General features: G+C 39.3%; 20 protein-coding genes and 1 other annotated feature. Of the genes, 8 read left to right on the top strand and 12 right to left on the bottom strand.

Features of this window, described 5'->3' with window-relative positions; all coding sequences use genetic code 11:
* Nucleotides 1-106 precede the first annotated feature (106 nt).
* Entirely contained in the window at nt 107-340 is a 234-nt protein-coding gene (locus EKM98_RS10055; protein ID WP_125982413.1) for a hypothetical protein, read from the bottom strand.
* Between the two features lie 182 nt (nt 341-522).
* Nucleotides 523-1,851 (bottom strand): dihydrolipoyl dehydrogenase family protein, encoded by a 1,329-nt coding sequence (locus EKM98_RS10060; protein WP_125982414.1) that lies wholly within the window; start codon nt 1,849-1,851, stop codon nt 523-525.
* Between the two features lie 395 nt (nt 1,852-2,246).
* Here EKM98_RS10060 and EKM98_RS10065 point away from each other — a divergent pair, with 395 nt between their 5' ends.
* Nucleotides 2,247-3,095: a DNA/RNA non-specific endonuclease gene (locus EKM98_RS10065; protein ID WP_125982416.1), complete on the top strand. Its 849-nt coding sequence runs from the start codon at nt 2,247-2,249 to the stop codon at nt 3,093-3,095.
* 163 nt (nt 3,096-3,258) lie between these two features.
* Here EKM98_RS10065 and apf read toward each other — a convergent pair whose 3' ends face one another.
* The gene (apf, locus tag EKM98_RS10070) at nt 3,259-3,873 is read right to left on the bottom strand and encodes an aggregation-promoting factor (RefSeq protein ID WP_225418567.1); all 615 of its coding nucleotides are present in this window, start codon (nt 3,871-3,873) and stop codon (nt 3,259-3,261) included.
* Nucleotides 3,874-4,520: 647 nt separating this feature from the next.
* Between apf and EKM98_RS10075 the strand changes: the two genes are divergently transcribed.
* Nucleotides 4,521-5,063 (top strand): hypothetical protein, encoded by a 543-nt coding sequence (locus EKM98_RS10075; protein WP_125982419.1) that lies wholly within the window; start codon nt 4,521-4,523, stop codon nt 5,061-5,063.
* Between the two features lie 101 nt (nt 5,064-5,164).
* Here EKM98_RS10075 and dhaM read toward each other — a convergent pair whose 3' ends face one another.
* The 6 genes from dhaM to EKM98_RS10105 form a co-directional block, all read right to left on the bottom strand.
* Entirely contained in the window at nt 5,165-5,533 is a 369-nt protein-coding gene (gene dhaM / locus EKM98_RS10080; protein ID WP_125982421.1) for a dihydroxyacetone kinase phosphoryl donor subunit DhaM, read from the bottom strand.
* Nucleotides 5,530-6,114, bottom strand: coding sequence for a dihydroxyacetone kinase subunit DhaL (dhaL, locus tag EKM98_RS10085; protein ID WP_125982422.1), 585 nt, complete (start codon nt 6,112-6,114; stop codon nt 5,530-5,532). The genes dhaM and dhaL overlap by 4 nt, the downstream gene beginning before the upstream one ends.
* A gap of 227 nt (nt 6,115-6,341) precedes the next feature.
* Nucleotides 6,342-7,346, bottom strand: coding sequence for a dihydroxyacetone kinase subunit DhaK (gene dhaK, locus EKM98_RS10090; protein WP_125982424.1), 1,005 nt, complete (start codon nt 7,344-7,346; stop codon nt 6,342-6,344).
* A 218-nt stretch (nt 7,347-7,564) separates the two neighbouring features.
* Complete coding sequence (locus EKM98_RS10095) at nt 7,565-9,259, bottom strand: BCCT family transporter (RefSeq protein WP_225418568.1); 1,695 nt, start codon at nt 9,257-9,259, stop codon at nt 7,565-7,567.
* Between the two features lie 906 nt (nt 9,260-10,165).
* Nucleotides 10,166-10,732: a sugar O-acetyltransferase gene (locus EKM98_RS10100; RefSeq protein WP_125982425.1), complete on the bottom strand. Its 567-nt coding sequence runs from the start codon at nt 10,730-10,732 to the stop codon at nt 10,166-10,168.
* 57 nt (nt 10,733-10,789) lie between these two features.
* A complete protein-coding gene (locus tag EKM98_RS10105; RefSeq protein WP_125982427.1) occupies nt 10,790-11,884 on the bottom strand; it encodes an SLC13 family permease in 1,095 nt (364 codons plus the stop codon).
* Between the two features lie 216 nt (nt 11,885-12,100).
* Nucleotides 12,101-12,342 (top strand) — a binding site (T-box leader).
* Between the two features lie 61 nt (nt 12,343-12,403).
* Here EKM98_RS10105 and EKM98_RS10110 point away from each other — a divergent pair.
* The 4 genes from EKM98_RS10110 to EKM98_RS10125 all read left to right on the top strand — a co-directional run bounded on the left by EKM98_RS10110 (nt 12,404) and on the right by EKM98_RS10125 (nt 15,415).
* Nucleotides 12,404-13,063 (top strand): amino acid ABC transporter permease, encoded by a 660-nt coding sequence (locus EKM98_RS10110; protein ID WP_125982429.1) that lies wholly within the window; start codon nt 12,404-12,406, stop codon nt 13,061-13,063.
* On the top strand, nt 13,044-13,733 hold the full coding sequence (locus tag EKM98_RS10115) for an amino acid ABC transporter permease (RefSeq protein WP_125982431.1): 690 nt from the start codon (nt 13,044-13,046) through the stop codon (nt 13,731-13,733). The genes EKM98_RS10110 and EKM98_RS10115 overlap by 20 nt, the downstream gene beginning before the upstream one ends.
* Nucleotides 13,726-14,463: an amino acid ABC transporter ATP-binding protein gene (locus EKM98_RS10120; protein ID WP_125982432.1), complete on the top strand. Its 738-nt coding sequence runs from the start codon at nt 13,726-13,728 to the stop codon at nt 14,461-14,463. The genes EKM98_RS10115 and EKM98_RS10120 overlap by 8 nt, the downstream gene beginning before the upstream one ends.
* 118 nt (nt 14,464-14,581) lie before the next feature.
* Entirely contained in the window at nt 14,582-15,415 is an 834-nt protein-coding gene (locus EKM98_RS10125) for a transporter substrate-binding domain-containing protein (protein WP_125982434.1), read from the top strand.
* A gap of 138 nt (nt 15,416-15,553) precedes the next feature.
* Here the strand turns inward: EKM98_RS10125 and EKM98_RS10130 are convergent, their stop codons facing one another.
* The 3 genes from EKM98_RS10130 to EKM98_RS10140 form a co-directional block, all read right to left on the bottom strand.
* On the bottom strand, nt 15,554-16,108 hold the full coding sequence (locus EKM98_RS10130; RefSeq protein WP_125982436.1) for an NUDIX hydrolase: 555 nt from the start codon (nt 16,106-16,108) through the stop codon (nt 15,554-15,556).
* Nucleotides 16,109-16,238: 130 nt separating this feature from the next.
* Nucleotides 16,239-17,663 carry a Na+/H+ antiporter NhaC gene (gene nhaC / locus EKM98_RS10135; protein ID WP_125982437.1) on the bottom strand — a complete coding sequence of 475 codons (1,425 nt, stop codon included), beginning with the start codon at nt 17,661-17,663 and terminating at the stop codon, nt 16,239-16,241.
* Between the two features lie 538 nt (nt 17,664-18,201).
* Complete coding sequence (locus tag EKM98_RS10140; RefSeq protein WP_125982439.1) at nt 18,202-19,068, bottom strand: hypothetical protein; 867 nt, start codon at nt 19,066-19,068, stop codon at nt 18,202-18,204.
* Between the two features lie 320 nt (nt 19,069-19,388).
* Here EKM98_RS10140 and EKM98_RS10145 point away from each other — a divergent pair, with 320 nt between their 5' ends.
* Both EKM98_RS10145 and EKM98_RS10150 read left to right on the top strand, forming a co-directional pair.
* Nucleotides 19,389-19,961 carry a DUF2179 domain-containing protein gene (locus EKM98_RS10145; protein WP_125982441.1) on the top strand — a complete coding sequence of 191 codons (573 nt, stop codon included), beginning with the start codon at nt 19,389-19,391 and terminating at the stop codon, nt 19,959-19,961.
* A 414-nt stretch (nt 19,962-20,375) separates the two neighbouring features.
* On the top strand, nt 20,376-21,746 hold the full coding sequence (locus EKM98_RS10150; RefSeq protein ID WP_125982443.1) for an FAD-dependent oxidoreductase: 1,371 nt from the start codon (nt 20,376-20,378) through the stop codon (nt 21,744-21,746).
* Nucleotides 21,747-21,749: the final 3 nt, after the last annotated feature.

Here is a 21,749-nt window from a genome sequence, read left to right on the forward strand (position 1 = left end):
TAAATTCAAGGGCCCAAAAAATCCTGTTAATAGTTTACCACTTTGTAAACGATCAACAGGAAAAAGTATAGAGCCAATTTTGTTTTAGTCCCTATTTGTTTTCTATTTATGATTTAATTGTCTGGATATGTTCATTAGGTTGCGGAGCCGCCAATCGCTGATTAGGTGCGGACAGGGCTGCTGCCAAGCCCAAAACAATACTTCCAAATAATTCCTCAACCAAACTTAATTCATTACCAATAATATTACTGGCCAGTAATATGAGTAAAAACAAACTCGCATCTGTGACCATTCGGAACCAATAATAACGACTATAGTGCGTGAAAAATGATTTTTTCATTCGTTTTCCATCCTATTTCTAAAGTGTCCTTTCATTTTAGCAAATCTCTCAGATTGACACAACTACTTAGTTACAGGATCTGCCCAGTAACACTTACCAAATAGAACGGATACTATTGTGCAATTCAGCAACACTATTTGCTAGTATTTAGATTCACCTATTCTTATTTAGGTAACGATCGATTAAATCTTACGCATGTAACTATGCTGTGTGCTCGGGAAAATATAAATCAGGCGTTGTAATTGGGCTTTGGTAACACCCAATTCCATATAATCTAGTAATCCATTAATCGTATCAACTGCCTCGTTACTGTACTCAGTGGCACCAACTAGGCGATCCGTTTTTCGGTCAAATACTAACGTTAAACTACCATCCGTTTCATTTTGGACTTGATGGAACCAATCATTCTCATAATCAACAACCTCAACACTGTAATCCTCAGGTTGCTTTTTAGCGATAGTTGGTGAAATTCCCGCCTGGGCAACACGTGGCGAAGTAAAGACTGTTGTCGCGATTGGTGGATAATTAATTGCTGCTTCCGTTTTTTGTGTAAATAGCGCTACCAAGTACTGGGCCTCAAAAATTGCCGTCGGCGTGATCTTCGGCAACTTTTTAGCAACAACATCTCCAGTTGCATAAACATCGGCAGCACTAGTCTCTAAATGATCATTAACAACAACACCATTCTCATTATAATCTATCCCAGCAGCGGCCAAATTTAGCTTTTCAACGTTAGGTACGCGTCCAGTTGCATCAACGATATAATCACTTTGCAAACTAAAACCAGCTGTACCTTGCAACTCTAACTGTGTTCCTTTTTTTACCACCGCCGTAATTGTTTCATCATAGTAAAATTTAATCCCACGATTGCGCATATTATTAATTAAACGTTGAACATAGGGTTGATAAAATTCACGTAGCGGCTGATGGCCACGTAAAACGACATCAACCTTGGCTCCAGCGGCATTGGCGATACTTGCAATTTCCATAGCAACGTAACCGGCCCCAATTAAAGTAACGTGCGCGGGCATTTCAGGTATTACAAGAAAATCAGTACTATTATGCGTCAATTCTTTTCCGGAAATTTCTAATTGATGTGGCCGTTGTCCAGAGACAATCACAATTTTTTTAGCAGTAAGTGTTCGTTCACCCACTTGAATAGTACGCACATCTTTAAAAGTACCATGACCTTCAATAACTTTGACACCCGCCGCTACTAATCGCTGCCGAATACCATCGGCTAGGCCATCAATTACTTCATGTTTATGGGCCATTAAATCAGGCCAATTAATCTTGGGTACAGTGTCAAAACCTCGGCCCTGCAACTGTTCAATTGTGTGCACCAATTCCACAGGCTTGTCCAAAGTGATTTTTGCGTTACAGCCCCGATTAGTACAAACACCGCCAAATCGATCTTCTTCAACTACCGCAACTTTTAATCCTGCTTTACCTAATGGAACAGCGGCATTCCAGGCTCCATGCCCACTACCAAGAAATAATACATCATACATTAAACATCAAGCTCCCTTCCGCGTACCGAAATTGGACTACATGTTCATTGTAAACAACCCGACTTAAGAATTCACGTTTAACGCACTCACTAAGAAATGCGCGTAGCCAGTATTAAAAATACACTGGTGTGTGTTTGAAAAAGCAAATTGGTCAGGAAAAGATAAGTAAAAGTATTTTTCAGACACCAACTGGGCACAACCAACACTATTTAACAAGTATTAGAATTCATGTACTCCAAGTAAGCGAAATTCTATTATTACTGCTGGCGCTCTAAATAACAAGCCGGCAGTTGCCCGTTTGTCATTTCATTCTAAATTTGCTATCATGAATGCGCGGGAACAAGCGTTTGCAATTAATTATTGTTCCTGACATTATCAAAGGATCTTTTACATATATGCGAAAAAAACGAAAAACCTCATTAACTCTAATAGCAGTTTTACTAATTGCTGGCTTCTTTGGCCTAAAACCACAGCAGGCGCACCAAGTTACTACAGTTGCCGAAAATATTGGCACGGCCGTTACACAGGCCAAAAATAAAACCAATCAGTCATCATCAACAACTAACACTAAAGCAACTAATTCTAGTCAGTTGGCCGCGCTTAATTATCAATCGGGTCAGGATCCAGTCGTCCAAGTCAACGGCGGTAAATCAACACTTAATCCGGCCGATTGGCACGCCAATCACGTTATTTATTCTTCACTGGATAGTTTAAATCGAACAAGCAGTGCAAACACTGCCTATTTGGAATCACGAAATGTCGCAAATGATGCACTTCGTGTCCGGCAAACTGTTCAACCTGCTGGCTGGCACCAAAAGTTTGCGGGTAAAACGGCGATTTTAAATCGTGGGCATTTAGTTGCCTATTCTTTATCAAAGGGGATTAGCCTTGATGGTAACTATGATCCTAGCCAGCAAAGCGGCGATCAAAACAACCTTAAAAATTTATTTACACAGACCGCCTTTAGTAATCAAAGAATCCAAACAATTTACGAAACTGAAGTTCGCGATGCACTGCGCGCTGGCAAACAAGTCATTTATCAGCCCCACGCAATCTTCCGCGGAAATGAGCTCATGCCCCGGGGCGTTCAGCTTCAGGCAATTAGTACCGATAAAACTCTGAATTTTAACGTTTATATTTTCAATGTCCAACCTAATTTTGTTTTCGATTATACAACTGGTCGTAGCGTTCAAGGCAGTATGGATGTCCCAACCCCGGCTAACGCACCAAGCTTTAACAATTAAATTTCAATTGGATCATCTTTCAACTAGTAATCTCTTTCGTTTATGTATTAAAAGATCTGAATTCAATTGTTAATAGCCTATTTTTAAACAAAATAAAAAACGGTAATTAATTTGATTTTTTAACCAAACTAATTACCGCTTTTAATTTATCGTTTATTTAAGTCTAGTACCAACCATTTGCTTGCCAGAAAGCTTGGGCACCAGTCCATGAGCCATAACGGGAAGTAACGTAGTTGTTAGCAACACGTTCTTGGTTAGCGGCTGAGTAATCACCATTTAAGTATGAAGAACTTAATTGGTACTTACCAACGTATTGGCCATTTTGGGCAGAGTAGCTACCGCCAGATTCTTTGTTAGCAATCCAAGCTTTAGCTGAAGCATCTGAGCCAGAAACAGAACTAGTTGTTTGTTGAGTCTGAGTTTGTTGAGCTGGAGCAGCTTGTTGTGCTTGAGCCTGTGTTGCTTGTTGCTGAACCTGAGCAACTTGTTGGTTCTGTGTTTGTTGGCTAGCAGCCTGAGTAGTTGTACTTTGCTGTGTTGCCTGGGTCGTACTCTGTTGTGCAGCAGTATTTTGCTGTGTTGTTGCGGCCTGTTGTGATGCACTATCAGGTACATTGTAGCTTTGACCAGCAAAGATCAAATGTGTATATGAATTAATGTTGTTAGCTTTTTCGATGGCATCAACAGTTGAGCCATATTGTTTAGCTAAGCCTGATACAGTATCGCCTGCCTTAGCAGTAACTGTAGCGGCATTAGCGGCCTGAACGCCACCAACCAATAAACCGGCTGCACCAGCAGTTGTTAATAATAAAGTTTTTGTCCGTTTTGTAAGTTTAATAATAAATCACTCCTGAAATTAGTTTTTTTAAATTGCTATGATTAATTCGTTTTTATAGTTACTTAAGTTGTTCCAATTGGTTCTGACAACAATGCCTATTATAGTAAGAAACTGTAACAAACAAATGCCTAAGAGGTTACAGTTTTCCCTAAATTCGCAACATTGTCATTTGGTCGTAATATTTCGTCATAATAATTTCATGATTTCTTCAAAAAGTGAGGTAATTTAAGAAATTTTTGGAGAAGCATTCACACCTTAGACACGTTTAGGTGAACTTGGTCAGGAATATTAGTAAGAACAATTTTCAAGACCAACCTAGTTCGTCTTTGTAAAATACTTTTACTAGTATTTTCTAGCTAATTTAGTGTAAACGTATTTGAAAAGACTCCGTTCCACCAAATTTTACTAAGACAATCACTAAACTTACCGTAAATTATGGCTTTATCGGTAAATATTCAGTAAGATAGAACCTAAGAGGCCTTTCTTCATAATTAAATTTCTGGCAATGACTAAAAACTACTTCATAATCATTTTTACCAGTCTTTAATTATGAATTAGCTTCTCGAAATGAGTTTGGGGGGACGGTAATGAAAAATTTGGTCAAACTGGTACTACTCTTGCTTTTACCGTTATTGCTCAATGGCTGCCACAAACAAAATACCGAATCACAAAACCAACCGCAAACAAAGAATTCCACTAAAATTAATCGAAAAAATTACGCATCTTCCAATGCAACTAAATCAACTAATGGTTTTAAAGCACACGAAGTTCCCGCTAGATCCAAACAGTCCGGTGATACTCACCGCGATAGCATTATCGTAGCGCAACGCCAAAATCCTGCCAATTATTTGCCTGACGTTCGTACTGCCATTACGGGTAGCGGCCTTCGTGCCAAATTAAGTACAACTGGATTTTCATTACAACCAGCGCAACCAACCACAATCACCGCAGTAAAAAGAGCGCTCAAAAACAATGATGAGGCTGGTTTTGTCACTAATCGTTTGGCCCCTTACGTTATTAAGGCCAGCCAGGCCGCTAACAGTACTTCCGTAACACTTTATAGCTCTAATAACCCCAAAAAACGTTTACTGACTGCAAAGGACGGTCAAATTACTTATAATCGTTTTTAGTTCTAAAAACAAAAAACGATCCAACCTTGAGTATATAGCTACACTCAAAGCTGGATCGTTTTTTATTCAACTTTTTGACGTTAAAAATTGAAATTACGCCGTTACTTTATTTTAAGCGGCGCTAACTGGGCTTCAATTTCAGCCAAATCAGTTTCCGCTTGAATCAGCGCAGCCGCCGTATAAGCACTCTCAATTAAAGCTGTATTATACAAATGGATTGTCTTATCACTTAAATCCATTGCCATTTCTAAATTCATTTTGGCACTACCCAAATCATAAAAGGCTAATAATTCATCGGCCGTATTTTCGGTAAACGCGCGTTGAATCTTGTTAATACTGGTTCCCACTTCATCATCATCTGTTCCACCAGCAATTGTGATGGAAACATCCGCCGCAACCTGAGTTAGCAATGTTTTAATGCCTGCCGCAATATCAGGAACGTGCGATACGATCACTACACCTAAACTCATTTAGCAGCTCCGGCTTCCAAAAGACTCGTGAACAAATAGCCACTTGAGACAGCCCCGGGATCTAAATGCCCAATCGAACTATCCCCGACGTAGGACGCACGCCCTTTCGTAGCCCGCATTGGCTTAGTTGCCGCAACGGCATCATCAATAATTTTCTGAGTTAATTGACCGCCCTTAGTTGCAATAACAACTGGCGCCCACACATCAATCATCGTTTTTTCACCTGTTGTTGCACCGCCACGTTTTTGTAAACCTGCCAAACCAGCGGCTAATAAATCGGCAGTCTTCGTCGTATCTCGACTTGTCTTGGCCATTTCTAAAAAGGCCGTACCGTACAATGCACCTGAAGCACCACCAACCTTACTGACTAATGCCATTGCAATGGCACGTAAAGCGGCAGTGGCATCTGCAGGTGTCTCCTTATTTAAAGCGGCCTCAATTGCCTCTGCACCACGGGCCAAGTTGTTACCGTGATCACCATCACCAATTGGTGTATCTAATTCACTTAAATAATCCTTTTTTTCACTAATCTTTTTATCGAAATTATGAATCCAAGTCAAAATAATATCAGTAGTTAACATAAAACTAACCTCCTCAATTCTTAAGGTCTATTTTTGCCAAGCGCAAAAATCCTTTTTTCGGATGATAACCATTCTCCTAGTGCTCACTGCGCACACTCGAAACATGGCCCTCCTCAATTCTTAAGGTCCATTTTTGCCAAGCGCAAAAATCCCTTTTTCGGATGATGACCATTCTCCTAGTGCTCACTGCGCACACTCGAAACATGGCCCTCCTCAATTCTTAAGGCCTATTTTTGCGTCCAAGCAATCGTATTAACCGGATAGTTTAAATTGTCTAACCATGAATCATCAGTCAATTTAAATAACGTTAAGGAAACACCAGCCATGTCTGAGGATGTCATATAATTGCCTACTTTAGTAAAGGCTACGTTGACACCCTCATCTTCCAACTGATTTAAAACATCGCGCATAAAAACGAATTGTTCCATGAGGGGAGTTGCACCCATACCGTTAACTAAAACCGCAAATTTATCTCCAGCCTGGTAATTAAATGCCGCCTTCAACTTACCTAACAATTCTTTAACTAAATCTTTCGATGGCCGCATCTTTTCTTTTCGGTAGCCTGGTTCCCCGTGAATGCCAACACCGTATTCCAGTTCATCATCGGCCAACGTAAAGCCTGGCTTACCAACTTCTGGAACTGTTGCGCCGCTTAAGGCAACGGCAATTGTTTTAATGTTTGGCAGTACTTTCTTCGCCAACGTTTCTAGCTCAGTTAGTGAGGCGCCCTGATCGGCAGCTGCACCAAGTACCTTATGCATAAAAATAGTCCCGGCAACACCGCGCCGTCCCTGCGTAAAGGTACTATTTTCAACCGCAATATCATCATCAACCGTAATCGACTTAACTTCAATACCATCTAAATCGGCCATGTCTTTGGCCATATCAAAATTCATGACATCACCAGAGTAGTTCTTGATGACCATAAAAACACCTTTCCCCTGATCGGCCGCTTTAATTGCGGCGTAAATTTGATCAGGTGTTGGCGATGTGAAAACTTGGCCGCAAACCGCAGCAGATAACATACCTTCACCGATAAAGCCGGCGTGCGTTGGCTCATGGCCACTACCACCACCGCTAATCAGACCAACTTTTCCCGTCATTGAGGACTTGTTGCTACGAACTAACGCTTCCGTCTCTGGCAACCTTTCAACAAATTGTGGGTAGGCACGAACCATGCCCTCAACCATTTCAGCAACAATATTCTTCGGATCATTCATGATTTTTTTCAACAAATACACACCTTTCTATTTGTCGTTCAACGTCATTATAGAGCATCGGAAGTCCATTCCACAACTTATAAACAAGCACTGCTTAAAGTAGAACCAACCAAGCGGTTCACTTAGTTAAGCATAATAAAGGAGAGCGGCTTTCGGCCCGCTCTCCTTTATAAATTCTAATTAAGATTACTAGTTTAATCCCCAAAAAATATTACCTTGATTTAGACAAATCAATTTTGAATTGATGCTGTTTGCGCAGGTGTATGTCGTTCTTGTTCAAAACGAACCTGATCAAAATCTACTTCGGCATCACGTTCCAAATTAACAGCCCACTTCTTTCGTCTTTGTACTGCCACTGTTTTATCTGTATAAACCATTTTGACAATTGAGCCCAAAAGTAACAGACAAACAAAAATAAGTGGGAAACCAGCCAGCGTACAAATAGTTTGAACGGTTTTAAAACCACCAACCATAACGATCCCAAAAGCAAATAGGATAAAAATTAATACCCAGATCATTCGGTTAAATCGACTTGGTTCTTCACTGGCCTTTAACTTCAAACTAGTCAATGAAGAAACTATGAAGGCGGATGATGAAATTGTTGTAGCTAAGAAGATAAAGCACGAAATACTGTAGAAGATAAGAACGAGTGATTTAAGTGGTAACGTTGAAATAACGCTCGCAATCACTGCGGCCTGTCCCTGCGTGTTTAAAATATGAGCTAAATTTAAGATACCAGCGTGCTGCAAATATAACGAATATCCACCTAAGATAGCGTAGAAGCTCATGCAGCCCAAGGCCCCAAATACGACCATGCCGACAATAACCTGACGAATTGTCCGGCCTTTGGAAATCCGAGCAATGAACAAACCTGTGAATGGCATGTAAGATAACCACCAGCCCCAGTAGAAAATCGTCTCACTCTTGGCAAATCCAGAACCAACATTAGATACCATGTTAGTACTTAAGGCCGCAAAATGAGTTCCTAAAATACCTAAGCTATGTCCTTCAGTAGTTAAAATGTAAAGGGTTGGTCCTACAATTAAAATAAACACTAAGAAGCCTAATGCAGTCCAGATATGAGCTGAACTCAAGCGATCAATACCGCCCTTTAATCCACCCATAACTGTTGTGGCAAATAACGCCAGTAAAATAACAAATAATGCAAGTGTCAGCCATAAGTTGTTTGGAATCCCAGTTGAGGAGCTAATTACCTTTGATAATACTGGAATTTCCATCCCAACTGAAGAACCAATGCCACCCATAATACCGACAACAACTAAGAAATCAATAAAAGTCCGTAAACTATGTTTTACTAGTCCGTCGCCATCAAGCAAGGTAATTGCCTCACTTAAACGCTGGATATTCCGGTGCTTAACGTACATTGCGTAGGCAATTGCGATAGTTGCTGAAGCAAACATCAACCAAGCCATGGGACCCCAATCAAATTGGCCAAACATACTAGCAAACGAGTAGGCCTTCTCTGAAAATGGTTTAATCCCAAATGCTGGGTGCTGTAAAAAACGAATTGGATCTACCATGCTCAACATTAAAATACTAGCATCAATGGCCGTCGCAAAGACCATACTGCCCCACTGAAAATTACTATATTCGGGTTTACCAGTTTTGGTTTTACCTAACTGAATCTTTCCGTAGTGGCTTGCGGCCAAATAAATAAAAAAGATAAAGTTAATCACGTAAACCGACAAATACAGCCAGCCCATATTATTCGTAATTGAAGCCATCAATGAGTTAATTCCCTGTTGCAGCGAACTACCACCAAGAATTAAAACGAGTGATGCAATAACAAACAAAATCGCTGTTGGTACAAAAACAACTTTATCAATATTTTTTCTCTTTAAAATAATTTTCCTATCACTAGCAATAGTCCAATTTACCAAATCAACATTTAACCTAACCATCATAATCACGTCACTGATTATCCTAGTTAAGTGAATAATTCAACTGGTAAGTAGAACTAAACCGAAGAGAATGTAACAAAACAGCTAAGCGATATTTACGTCAAATGATCAACATAATATTCACTAGCAAAGTTAAATCTAACGCTAAGGCCCTAAATTTAAGCCTAATTTGAGCGTTAAAACAAATACTGTTAATTATCTGTAAGATTTAACCAACTTTTGTTACACACTCCCTTTAAAGGTAGTGATAGCATTGCCTTCTTTCTTTAACAATCCATTCTTTCACATCAACGGTTATGCCGTGAATTCCGGCGAATTTCGGTTAATGGCGGACCAAATCTCAAATCGATTAAACTTAATTAATCTATCTAAAACTCAGCCGGTCGAGACATGGTTGTTTCCCCCTCTTTTATCTGAACTAAATTTACGCTAACCACTTTGTGAAATTGATTTTGTACAATTCAACCAGCTCAGTTAATTAGTTAATTTATTCTATTATCACAAATCCAGTATACACTTATCATCTAGATAGTAAACATGCTATCGGTTATAAATGCCTAGAATCAGGCTTATTTTTGCAAACAGTTAGCCTTTTCATAATTTAAATATTATTATTAACATAAATTATGCAAAATAAAAAGCACCACTATTTAACGCTGTAACCAGCGCTATAGTGGCACATAGCAATAATAAATTCACATGTAATTGAAGCTTTATTAAGTTGGTAGCCTAAATCTGTTTTTAAGTCGTCATTTTAGTTAAATTGGTGTTGTCCAGTACACAAAATTGGCCGCTACTTTATTGCCGCTTTTAAATTAGTGAACTATTTTTATCTTCAAACTACCCTAGTCTAGTACCAGTAAACCTAGTAACAATCATCAATTCAAGATTAGTTTAGAACATGCTAACTTAATCTTGCTTAATCTCCCGAATAATTCGAGCGGGATCACCCGCAATAACAACGTCATCCCCAAATGATTTAGTCACAACTGAGCCGGCCCCGACAACAACTCGATCACCCAAGGTCACTCCAGGTAAGACGGTTACTCGACCGCCAAACCAACAACTGTTACCAATCGTAATTGGTGCGCCCATCTCAACATCAGCGTTACGCTCTTTCGCGGTAATTGGGTGCACTGGTGTATACAAGCCAATGTTGGGCCCAAAATAACAATGATCACCAATTGTAATCGGACAAGTATCTAAGAATGTCATGTCATAATTACCATAAAAATGGTCACCAATATGAATATTGAAGCCGTAATCAAATTTAAAGCTGCTTTCAACGAAAAAATCGTCCCCAGTAGCAGCCAATAATTCTTTAAAACGTTGATTCCGATCATCGTTATCGGTAATTTGATTGACCTCTTGTAATTGTTGCCGCATAAATACACGACGTTTAATCAACTCTGGATCAAATTGTTTGTAAGGTTCGCCGGCGGTCATCTTTTCACGTTCTGTGCGATTTGTTTTCATTTCTTTTTTCATATTTCTAATGCTAACATAAACCTTAAAAAATGGTAAATCGGCATTTTAAAATTGTAGTAATAAATATCCAATCGTACCAAGTATGGTTAAAAACAGGCCATTGATAATGGTAAAGGTTCTGAGGAAATGATCATTAGGCGTATTCGTGTTAAGCCGGTACTGTTTATAGGCCAAAAGATTCGCTAAGGAAGCCAGAAGCGTTCCAATTCCGCCAATATTAACTCCTAAAAACAAAGCGTGAACTTGCTGTGTAAACTTGGCCAGCAAAACAACGGCTGGCACATTACTAATAGCTTGACTAGTTAAGAGTCCGCTTAAATAAACCAACCACTCTTTTCGCTCCAATACAGCAAAAAAGTGGGCAACCGGCGCAAACCGCCCAATATTCCCAACGGCAATAAAGAAACAGACAAAAGTTAACAATAATCCATAGTCCACTTCACTTAGTAACTTAGGTCGGTACAATAATGCGGCCAAAACAACTGCAAGGACGGCCACAAAACTTGGCACTAACGAAAAAACGGCTAAAAAAGTTAAAAGTGTCACTGGAATTAAGTACAACAGTGGTGATTTATCCACCTTGATTGTTTTCAATTTGGACAACGTTAGTGGTGTCTTTTTAAAAAATAACAACGTACTTAAAAGTAATAATAAACTAACAAGCATCAGCGGCGCCGACATGCGAAAAAAGGTACCAATTGACAGTCGATAATGCGAGAGTAGAAAAAGATTTTGCGGATTTCCAAACGGCGTAAAACTACTGCCTAAATTAGCTGCAATGGTAATTAAGGTAACTGGCACTGGTGTCGCAAATTTTAATTTAGTCGCTATCAATAATAATAGTGGTACAAAGGTAATGATCGCAACATCGTTGGTTAAAAACATCGCACTAAAAAAGGCCAACAAAATTAAGTATCCCTGCAATTGGCGAAAATGCCGACTTCGTTTAACTAAGTAAATTGCCCAATAATCTAAAACACGCATTGCCTGATAAATTTTAACCAACAATAACAATGAAAATAAAGTAAGCAGCATTGTGCTATTAATGTCCGACCACTTCGGCCGACTAAGTAATAGGCTGAGTAATGCAACAATCAGCGCACACATTAATAATTTGTCGTGCCGTAATCGACTTAACATCCTCCCACCTACTTTTACTTTACCTCTAGTCTGCCATGTGAAAGTTGCATAACGCAATTTTTATACAACACCAGGTCAACTGGCCAAGAAAATACTCGTAAAATTATTTTCCAAACAGACCTAAGCTCTAGCTCAGTTGACCCAATTCAATCCGTTTTATGAGAATCTAGATGGTTGACAGCCTGAAAAATGCGTGTATTATTAAAACCAAGTTAATATTTGGCTATGACGAGAAGAGTAAATCCAATTTATTTCACAGAGAGCTTCGGCAGCTGCAAAGAAGTAATTAAATTGGTTTGAAGATGATCTCCGAGCCTAGATGAGCTGGTCAATTGGCTAGAAATCCGTTAGCAAACGTTACATTGCCACAGTATAACCGCAACTTTAGTGTACTGTTTGAGGTTTAAATTACGAAATTTAAACAAAATTGGGTGGTAACACGACAAAACGTCCCAACATTGTGTCGACAATGTTGGGACGTTTTTGTTTTCTTAACGGTTAGCTTTTGGAGGTGTTTATATGAGTTGGACTGTGATCCAACAGAGTTTACCTATTTTTGAGAAGGCCTTCTGGCTCACACTGAAATTATCGTGCTACGGTATCATCGGTGCCAGTCTGCTCGGACTTTTCGCAAGTTTCATTCGTTATTTTCAAATACCAGTGGCCAAACAACTGGTAAATGTCTACATTGAATTATCCCGCAACACGCCTTTATTAATTCAATTATTTTTTATCTATTATGCGTTTCCCGAAATTGGACTAAAAATTCCGGCCGAGACTAGCGGTATTATTGGTCTCATATTTCTTGGTGGTAGTTATATGGCCGAGGCTTTTTCCGGTGGTTTAGATGGTGTTCCAAAGGTCCAGATTGAATCCGGTAAGGCAATTGGCCTTTCTAACCTTCAACTGGCCCGCTACGTTATTTTTCCACAAGGACTAGCTCTAAGTGTTCCCGCAATTGCAGCAAACGTCATCTTTTTAATTAAAGAAACATCAATTTTTACGGTGATTGCTATTCCGGAATTAACCAACACTGCCTTAGACCAGATTGGCATGTACTATCACACCGATGAATCACTGTTTGTTTTGGTGATTGGCTACGCGATTATCCTCATTCCACTGTCACTTATCTTAACTTGGTTGGAAAGGAGGGCTCGTTATGGCACATTCGGGCATTAATATTTTATTCGAAGGTCGTAATCTCACTCGCCTTCTAGGTGGACTTTGGATCTCCGCTAAAATCGCTTTTATTGCAATTGTGCTAGGCATTCTGCTTGGCATTATCTTAGGAATGCTGCGAACGTTAAAAAATCCGCTGCTACGTGTAATTTTGCGCCTTTACTTAGAATTTTTCAGAATTGTTCCAACCGTTGTTCTGTTATTCTTGTTCTATTATATTTTGCCACAAAATTTTCACATCAACTTAAACGCCGAAGTGGTTGCCACCTTAGTCTTCACTTTATGGGTCGCAGCTGAGATGAGCGACATTGTCCGGAGCGGATTAATTTCAGTCCCTAGGCACCAAGTTGACGCAGGTAAGGCAATTGGTTTAACAACCCCACAACTTTACCGTTACGTTTTATTACCACAATCAATTCAGTTAATGATTCCGGCAACCATTAATTTAACGACGCGGGTAATTAAAACAACTTCACTTCTATTATTAATTAGCGTTATGGACGTCATCAATGTTGGTCAACAAATTATTGAAGCCAATAACCAACACTATCAAAACGGTGCCTTTTGGATTTACGGTTTTATCTTTATTTTATATTTCATCCTATGTTACCCACTATCCGTTTGGGCCCGATATATTGAGCGAAAGGAGAAACTACGTAATAATGGTTGATACATTACTTAAAGTCGAACACTTAAATAAGGCTTACGGCACAAAACAAGTACTCCACGATATTAATTTTTCAGTAACTCCGGGTAGTGTAACGGTTCTACTCGGACCATCTGGTTCTGGTAAAAGTACACTGATTCGTTGTCTTAATGGCCTTGAAGAATTTCAAAGTGGGCAATTAAGCTTTGAAGACCAACCAATTAAACCAACACCTAAAACTTGGCAACAACTACGCCAGAAAATTGGAATGGTTTTTCAAAGTTACGATCTTTTTCCAAATTTAACAGTTATCGACAACATTTTACTAGGTCCCTTAAAGGTTCAAAAGCGTAGCAAAACCGAGGCCTTAAAACAAGCAACACAACTTTTAAAAGAAGTTGATTTAACTGATTACGCGGATGCCTTTCCCCGGCAATTATCCGGCGGGCAAAAACAGCGGATCGCAATTGTTCGCGCATTAGCGTTAAACCCTGAATTCATGTTGTTTGATGAAGTAACTGCTTCCCTTGATCCAGAAATGGTCCGTGGTGTCTTGGAAGTCATGTTAAATCTAGCAAAACGTAAAATGACCATGTTAGTTGTGACGCACGAAATGAACTTTGCACAACAAATTGCCGACAACGTCTTATTTTTAGAGGATGGTGCCATTCTGGAACAAACACCGGGAAAACAATTCTTTACGCAACCACAAACCGATCGTGCACGTGAATTTCTTGATAGTATGGCATTTTAAACTTAAGTCGTGTTTTGGAGTGGGACAAAGACACTAGTCTCTGACTAGATCATTACTCTAGAACGTGCGCTAAAAGTCTGAATAGTAAATTTAAAATTATTTTGGAGGTTGATTTTTTATGAAAAAAGGACGAATCTTAACCGGCCTACTCGCCGCAGCATCAGTTTTTGCATTAGCTTTTACAACACCGCAACCAACTAAGGCTGCTAGTAACCCTTCCAGCGTTAGCGCAATTAAGAAACGAGGCACAATTAAAGTTGCCGTCTTTGGCGATTTACCACCTTACGGCTGGGTTAATAAAGATGGCAAACGAACTGGTTACGATATTGCCTTAGCCAAACAAATTGGTAAAGATTTAAATACTAAGGTGAAATTTGTTCAGGTTAACGCTGACAGCCGTGTTGATGCCTTAAAATCAAACAAGGTTGATATTGTTCTGGCTAACTTCACTGTCACCCCTGAACGTAAACAGGTCGTTGCCTTTGCTAAGCCTTACATGAAGGTTTCAGTTGGTGTCGTTTCCCCTAAGAAGAAAGTAATTACAAAGGTTAGCCAGTTGAACGGTAAAAACTTAATCGTTACTAAGGGAACAACCGCTGAGAGTTACTTCACCCAAAAGCAGCCAAAAGTTCAATTACAAAAATACGATTCAAAAACACAGCAATTTAATGCTTTGAAGAATGGCCGTGCCGTTGCTCTTGCAGATGATAATTCATACCTTTATGCTTGGGTTAAAAATCACCCTAACTACAAAGTTGGCATCAAGCATTTAGGCCCTAACCAGTACATTGCTCCTGGGATCAAGAAAGGCAACACCAGCCTGTTGAATTGGACAAATAAAGAAATCAACAAATTAAACAAGAACGGTTTCTTCAAGACGGATTACAACCAAAACCTCAAACCATACTTTGGTTCTGATGTTTCAGCAAAAGATATTATTATCACTAAGTAAAGTTTATAAAACAACAAAAAGATCGCTCGAATTAGGTAAAAATCTAATTCGAGCGATCTTTTTTGTTGGGTATCATTTCGTAATTTTTCCGATCTCTTCAGTCCAAATAAATAGTAACAACCAGTTACGGCCAGATTTTTATTTCTGCATAAAAGATAGATAGTAACCAATTGCGGAAACTGTTTGGGCAGAGTGAATAACACCTTGCTGGACCAATTCTTTGACCTTTGTAAACGGCATTAATTGACTGTTAACAAACTCATCTTGATCAAAGTGTTTGGCGGCCAACATTTCCCGGGAAATATCAGCTAAAACTAAGGTAACCTTTTCATCCGTGAAGCCTTCTGATGACGTCACAGTTGTCATTTCACGCAGGTTAGTCGCAACATAGCCCGTTTCTTCTTGAAGTTCACGTTTGGCGGCTGCTAAAACTTCTTCACCTGGATTAATTAAACCAGCAGGCAAAGCTATATTCTCTGAATTAGTACCAGCCCGGTATTCGACATTAATCAAGACTTGCTGGTCAGCGGTCATTGCCAACATTGCCACTGCCGGCCGGTGCTGCACAACATCACGCTGAATGGTTAAATCATCAGGCGTTTTAATTTTCTGCTGAACTAGGCTGAAAATAGGTCCAACGTAGAGCACCTTTTCCGCTAAAATATTTCCCTGCCGGCCAATTTTTACTGTCATCTTTAATCCCCTCATTTCACGTTTACTCTTAGTATAAGGCACGTACGAAATTATAGTCGACCTAACTAAAAGATAGTGCCAGAAATTCAGTTAATGATTGAAATTCCCGGCACTATCTTTGTTAGTTATTTTAGTTTACTGAAGAATTTTGTAAATCAGCAGCAGGTACTTTTTTTGTCTTAGGTTGCAAATGTTTTAAACCTACACCAGTAAAACCGCTTAAGATCGATAATACTGGGCACAAAAGACTGAAGAAAACAAAGGGTAAGTAATGAATCGTTGGTACACCAAGCGTGTTTGCTAAGAAAACGCCACCAACGCCCCAAGGAACTAAGTAGTTAATGACTGTTCCACCATCTTCAAGCACACGTCCCAAAGCATCATTGGCCAAGCCACCATCGTTAAATGCCTTTTTAAATGCACGTCCGGGTAAAATGATTGATAAAAATTGTTCACCAACGAAAATATTAACCCCTAGGCAAGTAACAATTCCGGCGGTTACTAGCTTACCATCACTATTCAAATGCTTGGCCAAAGGCGTCATTACGGCACTAATCAAACCAAACTTCACTAATAAACCACCGAGTGACAAGGTCAAAACGATCAATGCAACTGTTGGCATCATGCTAACAATTCCACCACGGGATAATAATGTGTTCACCGTGGCATTGCCCGTTTTAGCTACAAAACCATCCGTAATGATTGACGCCAACTGTTTAATAGGTAGACTAGGCTGTTCGATAAAAATCATGGCGCTAGTCACAAGAACATTGAGTAACATCGTTGGGACGGCGGGCATTTTGAAACCGGCACAAACAAAAACTAGTAAAATCGGAATAATTGCCCAAAAGGAAATGTTAAAGTGCGTATTTAAAACGGCAACAGTTTGATTAATTTTGGCCAAACTCGTGGTCGCATCGTCGTGACCAATGATGGCAAATAGAATAAAAGTTAAAACACCGGCTGGCAACGTTGACCAAAGTAAATTCTTAATGTGTTGAAAAAGATCCGTATCGACTACAGCCGAAGCCAAATTATTTGTTTCGGAAAGTGGTGATAATTTATCGCCAAAAATTGCACCAGAAATAATTGCGCCAGCAACCATAGCTGGATTTAAATTCATCGTAATTCCCATCCCCATAAATGCAATTCCGACAGTTGATGAGACAGTGAAGGCACTCCCAACTGCCGCACCAACCAAGGTACAAACTACAAAAACTGAGGGTAAGAACCCGCGAACACTAATAATCTTAAAACCAAGAACCATTAAAGATGGAATCGTGCCTGAAGCAATCCACGTACTAATCATGGCGCCGATTAAAATAAAAATAAAAATCGGAATGATACCCTTTTCGATTCCTTCTTTAATCCCGCTATTCACACTTTCCCAGTCAAAATGGCGTAGTTTGGCCCACAAAATAACAACGCTCATCGCTAACATTACGGGAACTTGTGGCGACAGACCAAAACCAATGACACCAACACCCATAATTCCTAAAACGATGATTAAAATTAAGCCTGCTTCCATAACGTTTACGCTTTTAACTTTTTTCATTTTATTAACCTCTTTCAATTTTTTAAACTAACTTTGTCAAATTCGTTTAAAAAATCGGTAACGAGGCATTCCACCACAAGTTTTCAACATTTATAAGCACTCTTTTCCCAAAATTTTGACGATAAAAAAATCCCTACTGCAAATAATTGCAATAGGGACGATTTACCGTGGTACCACCCAGTTTGAAAGTAAGCCAAACTTACCTTCCACTCACTAGATGATAACGGAATCTAGTTATTAGCCGTTCAAAATTGAAACTCCGCCAAAGTATTTGGTCAAATTACCCTGATCGATTCGCAGCACCCACCGACTTCCTGACACCCAGATAATTAAACTACTTCAAATATGACGTTCAACGTTCGTTTATGAGATTAATAAGAGCTTATCACGCTAATTAATGAGTGTCAACTAATTTTTATCATTTATTTTTAATCTAAACTATATTAAGCAATTACTTTTGCCAGTGTTCTCCTGATTAATTTAGGATAAATCTACTTGAACAAACGACCTTTCAAACACTTTCTAAAGAGCTAATCTTTTAAACTTTAGCCTGCGCCTGCCACGCAATACTGACTAATCGCTTACTAGTCACCTGCCGTAAATAACTTACATCCAACCCAGCAAAACGAACACGGTCTAATGCATCCGCATCTTTAAAATAAGCCAGCAATCTATTTCGGCGTCCGGCAGCACGGTCATTATAAGCCGCTTTAAAATCGGCCGCTGCCTGTTGCTCGTCGCGACAATGATACGCAACTAAATCTAAAATTGTGTGCACATCGCTCTTGGTCAACTCAGGAATAGGCGCATGACTTGTGCTATTTAATGGGGCTAACACCTGCAAATTAAATGCCGTTGTCAAAGTCGTATAATTGGCCGTTTGCTTGGTCATGTCAAATAAGGCCAAAAGCTTTTCAACTGCCCGTTCCCCATGACTTGTTTCTGCCGTATTATCAAAGCGACTAATATCATGTAGTGCTGCGGTTAGTAAAAGAACAAGTGCATCCCGTTGCGATAATTGATCTAACTGCGCTAACAGTAAGCAATAATACATATCATGTTTAAAATGCGCCAGACCATGATCCGTCATTTGTTTTTTTTGCCAAAATTTTAATTTTGTTTTATCCGTTAGCAGGTTATCCAAAAAATCTTGGTACCACTGACCAAAGGAACTATTAAGGGCGGCACGTTGCGTAATTTCAAAATCAAATTGCGAAAACGTCCGTAAATTTTCAAGTTCCGTTTGCTTTAACGTAAACGGTGGTTGACCAATGACACCTTGTGTTTGTGCGGTTTGCCAAACGCCATCTAAGTGATCACGCAAATAATTTGCGGCATTTGTTCCATTTAAATCCCAACTTGTCGTTATTGTAGGGTCCACAGTACCACGATAAACATTTTTCACGTTATTTTTCTCCTTATAGTTGTTGATTTATATCAGATTAGTTATAAAATTTGCTTAACTGTTACTAGATCGTATTTGGAAAACACCTTTATTTAGTATTTTCCTGACTAATTTGGTGTGAAGAAAAATTGACAGAATTTCTAATCCTTCTTACCGGTCCTGATCACAGTATAAACCAAATATTCTCAATTATATTTACCATTTCACCAAATTAGTGTCAGTATTAGGTCAAGCATATCTTTACTTTTTAATACGTAAACTTGGTATGCTTTACTTGTTCTTACCGAAGAATCATTAGTTTAAATCGAAAGGATGATTTTATGAAGCTTGCTTTAACTATCTTACTATTAAATGCCGGATATATTACACTAAATACGCTGCGAACAATGTTGGTTGTTCGCCGTTCACGGTATCTCGCACCTTTACTTGCCGTTGTCGAGGAATTAGTTTACGTTATTGCCCTGGCAATTGCGTTGCAGAACATTGATAAGCCACTTAATGTCGCTGCTTATGCAATTGGTTTCGGGATTGGGATTTACCTCGGTATTTTATTGGAAGATCGTGTTGCCTTAGGTTACGTTAATTTCCAAGTTACCGTCCAAATTAACGATGACGCACCTAATTATCAACAAAATCACGATTTACCTGAAAAATTACGTGATCTCGGTTATGGTGTCACCGAAACTTGGGGCTACGGCCGTGATGGTGCCCGTTTAATTCTTAGTATTTTAGCACCGCGGAAGGCTGATAAGCGTTTAATGCAGTCGATCAAGGAATTATCGCCAGAGGCATTTGTCATGGTTGAAGAACCCACTGAATTTTCTGGTGGATTTTGGAGCAAGGAAGTTGATCATCGTTTTCGCAATGTCATGAAGAAAAAAAAGAAAGATTAAATTTAGAAGGTGGCCTAAGAAGTAGCCGAGTTCTAATCCTCAATTGAAAATTATTACTGGTCTCGCTAACGTTGTTGCTTGAATTTACCGATTTTCAGTAATGGCTGTGTTTAAAACAACTTCTATATAATGTTTTCTGACTAAACTGACGGAAACGTGTTTGAAAAAACACATTTACGCCAGTTTTTTATGAAATACTAACAAAAATAATTTCAGCACACTAGCAAAAATAGTTATTCTAATTATAGCTTAAATTAGAATAACTATTTATTTGTAATTTATCATTAATTAATCAGCAACTGAGTAAAAACGGCATTTCTAGTTGATAATGATTATTAAAAGAAAACTATACTATTAAACGTTTTCTTGCTATAATGGATTTGTACTAAATGAAATTTAGGAGGCTGATTTTTAATGAAGGTTATTGTTGTCGGTTCATCACATGGTGGTTATGAGGCAGTCCGTGAGACACTTTCCGATTATCCAGACGCAAAAATTCAGTGGTACGAAAAAGGTGATTTTCTCTCCTTCTTATCTTGTGGGATGCAACTCTACTTAGAGGGCGTTGTTAAGGACGTTAATAGCGTTCGCTACGCCACTCCTGAAGGTATGAAGGCCAAGGGTGTTGAAGTCTATACTCGTGAAGAAATCACTGCAGTCGATCCAAAAAAACATACCGTTCACGTTCAAAATCATAATGATGGTTCCGAACGCGACGAGAATTACGATAAATTAGTTCTTAGTCCTGGTGCCAATCCAGCACAACTCAAAGTTCCTGGCCGTGACCTAGACAATATCTATAGCATGCGTGGTCGTGATTGGGCAATTAAGCTCAAGCAAAAGACCGTTGATCCAGATGTCCAAAACGTTGTCGTGATTGGCTTTGGAATTGAGCTTGCTGAAATTTATTCACTTGCTGGCAAACACGTTACTTTCATTGACCAGCCTGATCGTTTATTCTCAGCATACTTAGACAAAGAATTCACCGATATTTTGACCGACGAAATGACCAAGCATAATATCACGCCTGCTCCTGGTCAAACTGTTCAGCGCTATGAAGGTCAAGCTGGAAAAGTCACTAAGGTTATTACTGACAAAGGTGAATATCCAGCTGATCTTGTTGTCGAAGCTACTGGTACAACCTACGCAACTGATTGGTTGAGCGATACGCTTGAATTAGACAAAAAAGGTCGAATCAAGACTAACGAATACTTGCAAACTAGCCAACCCGACATTTTTGCTGTTGGTGACGCAACAATGGTTAAGTTTGGTCCTGCTGGAAACGCACTTGCTCCTATTCCGTCAGCAACTAACGCTCGTCGTCAAGGCCGTTTTGCTGGTAAGAATTTAGTTAATGCTGATCAACCTGTTCCAAGTGTTAACGGTTCAGTGGCCTACTCATTATTTGACTATAAGTTTGCTTCAACTGGCGTTAAAGAAGCCACTGCTGGCTTCATGGGACTTGATGTTAAGGCAGTCTTGGTTAAAGATACTGCCCGCCCATCATTTGTTCCTGATGAAGCTGGTAACGCGCCTGTTTGGTTTAAGTTAATTTACGAACCAAAGACTCGTCGTGTTCTAGGCGGTCAAATTATGTCTACCTTAAATGAAACGGCTAATATTAACGCCATTTCCGTTGCAATTTCCGCTAAGTGGACAATTGATGACTTAGCTTACGCTGATTTCTTCTTTATGCCAAACTTTAATCGTCCGTGGAATATCATGAACGTTGCGGCACAAAATGCAATGGCAATTGAAGACGGTCACCAACAAATTACTGACTAATTA

Origin of the sequence: Loigolactobacillus iwatensis (genome assembly GCF_003950295.1) — a bacterium.
GTDB classification, from domain to species: Bacteria; Bacillota; Bacilli; order Lactobacillales; family Lactobacillaceae; genus Loigolactobacillus; species Loigolactobacillus iwatensis.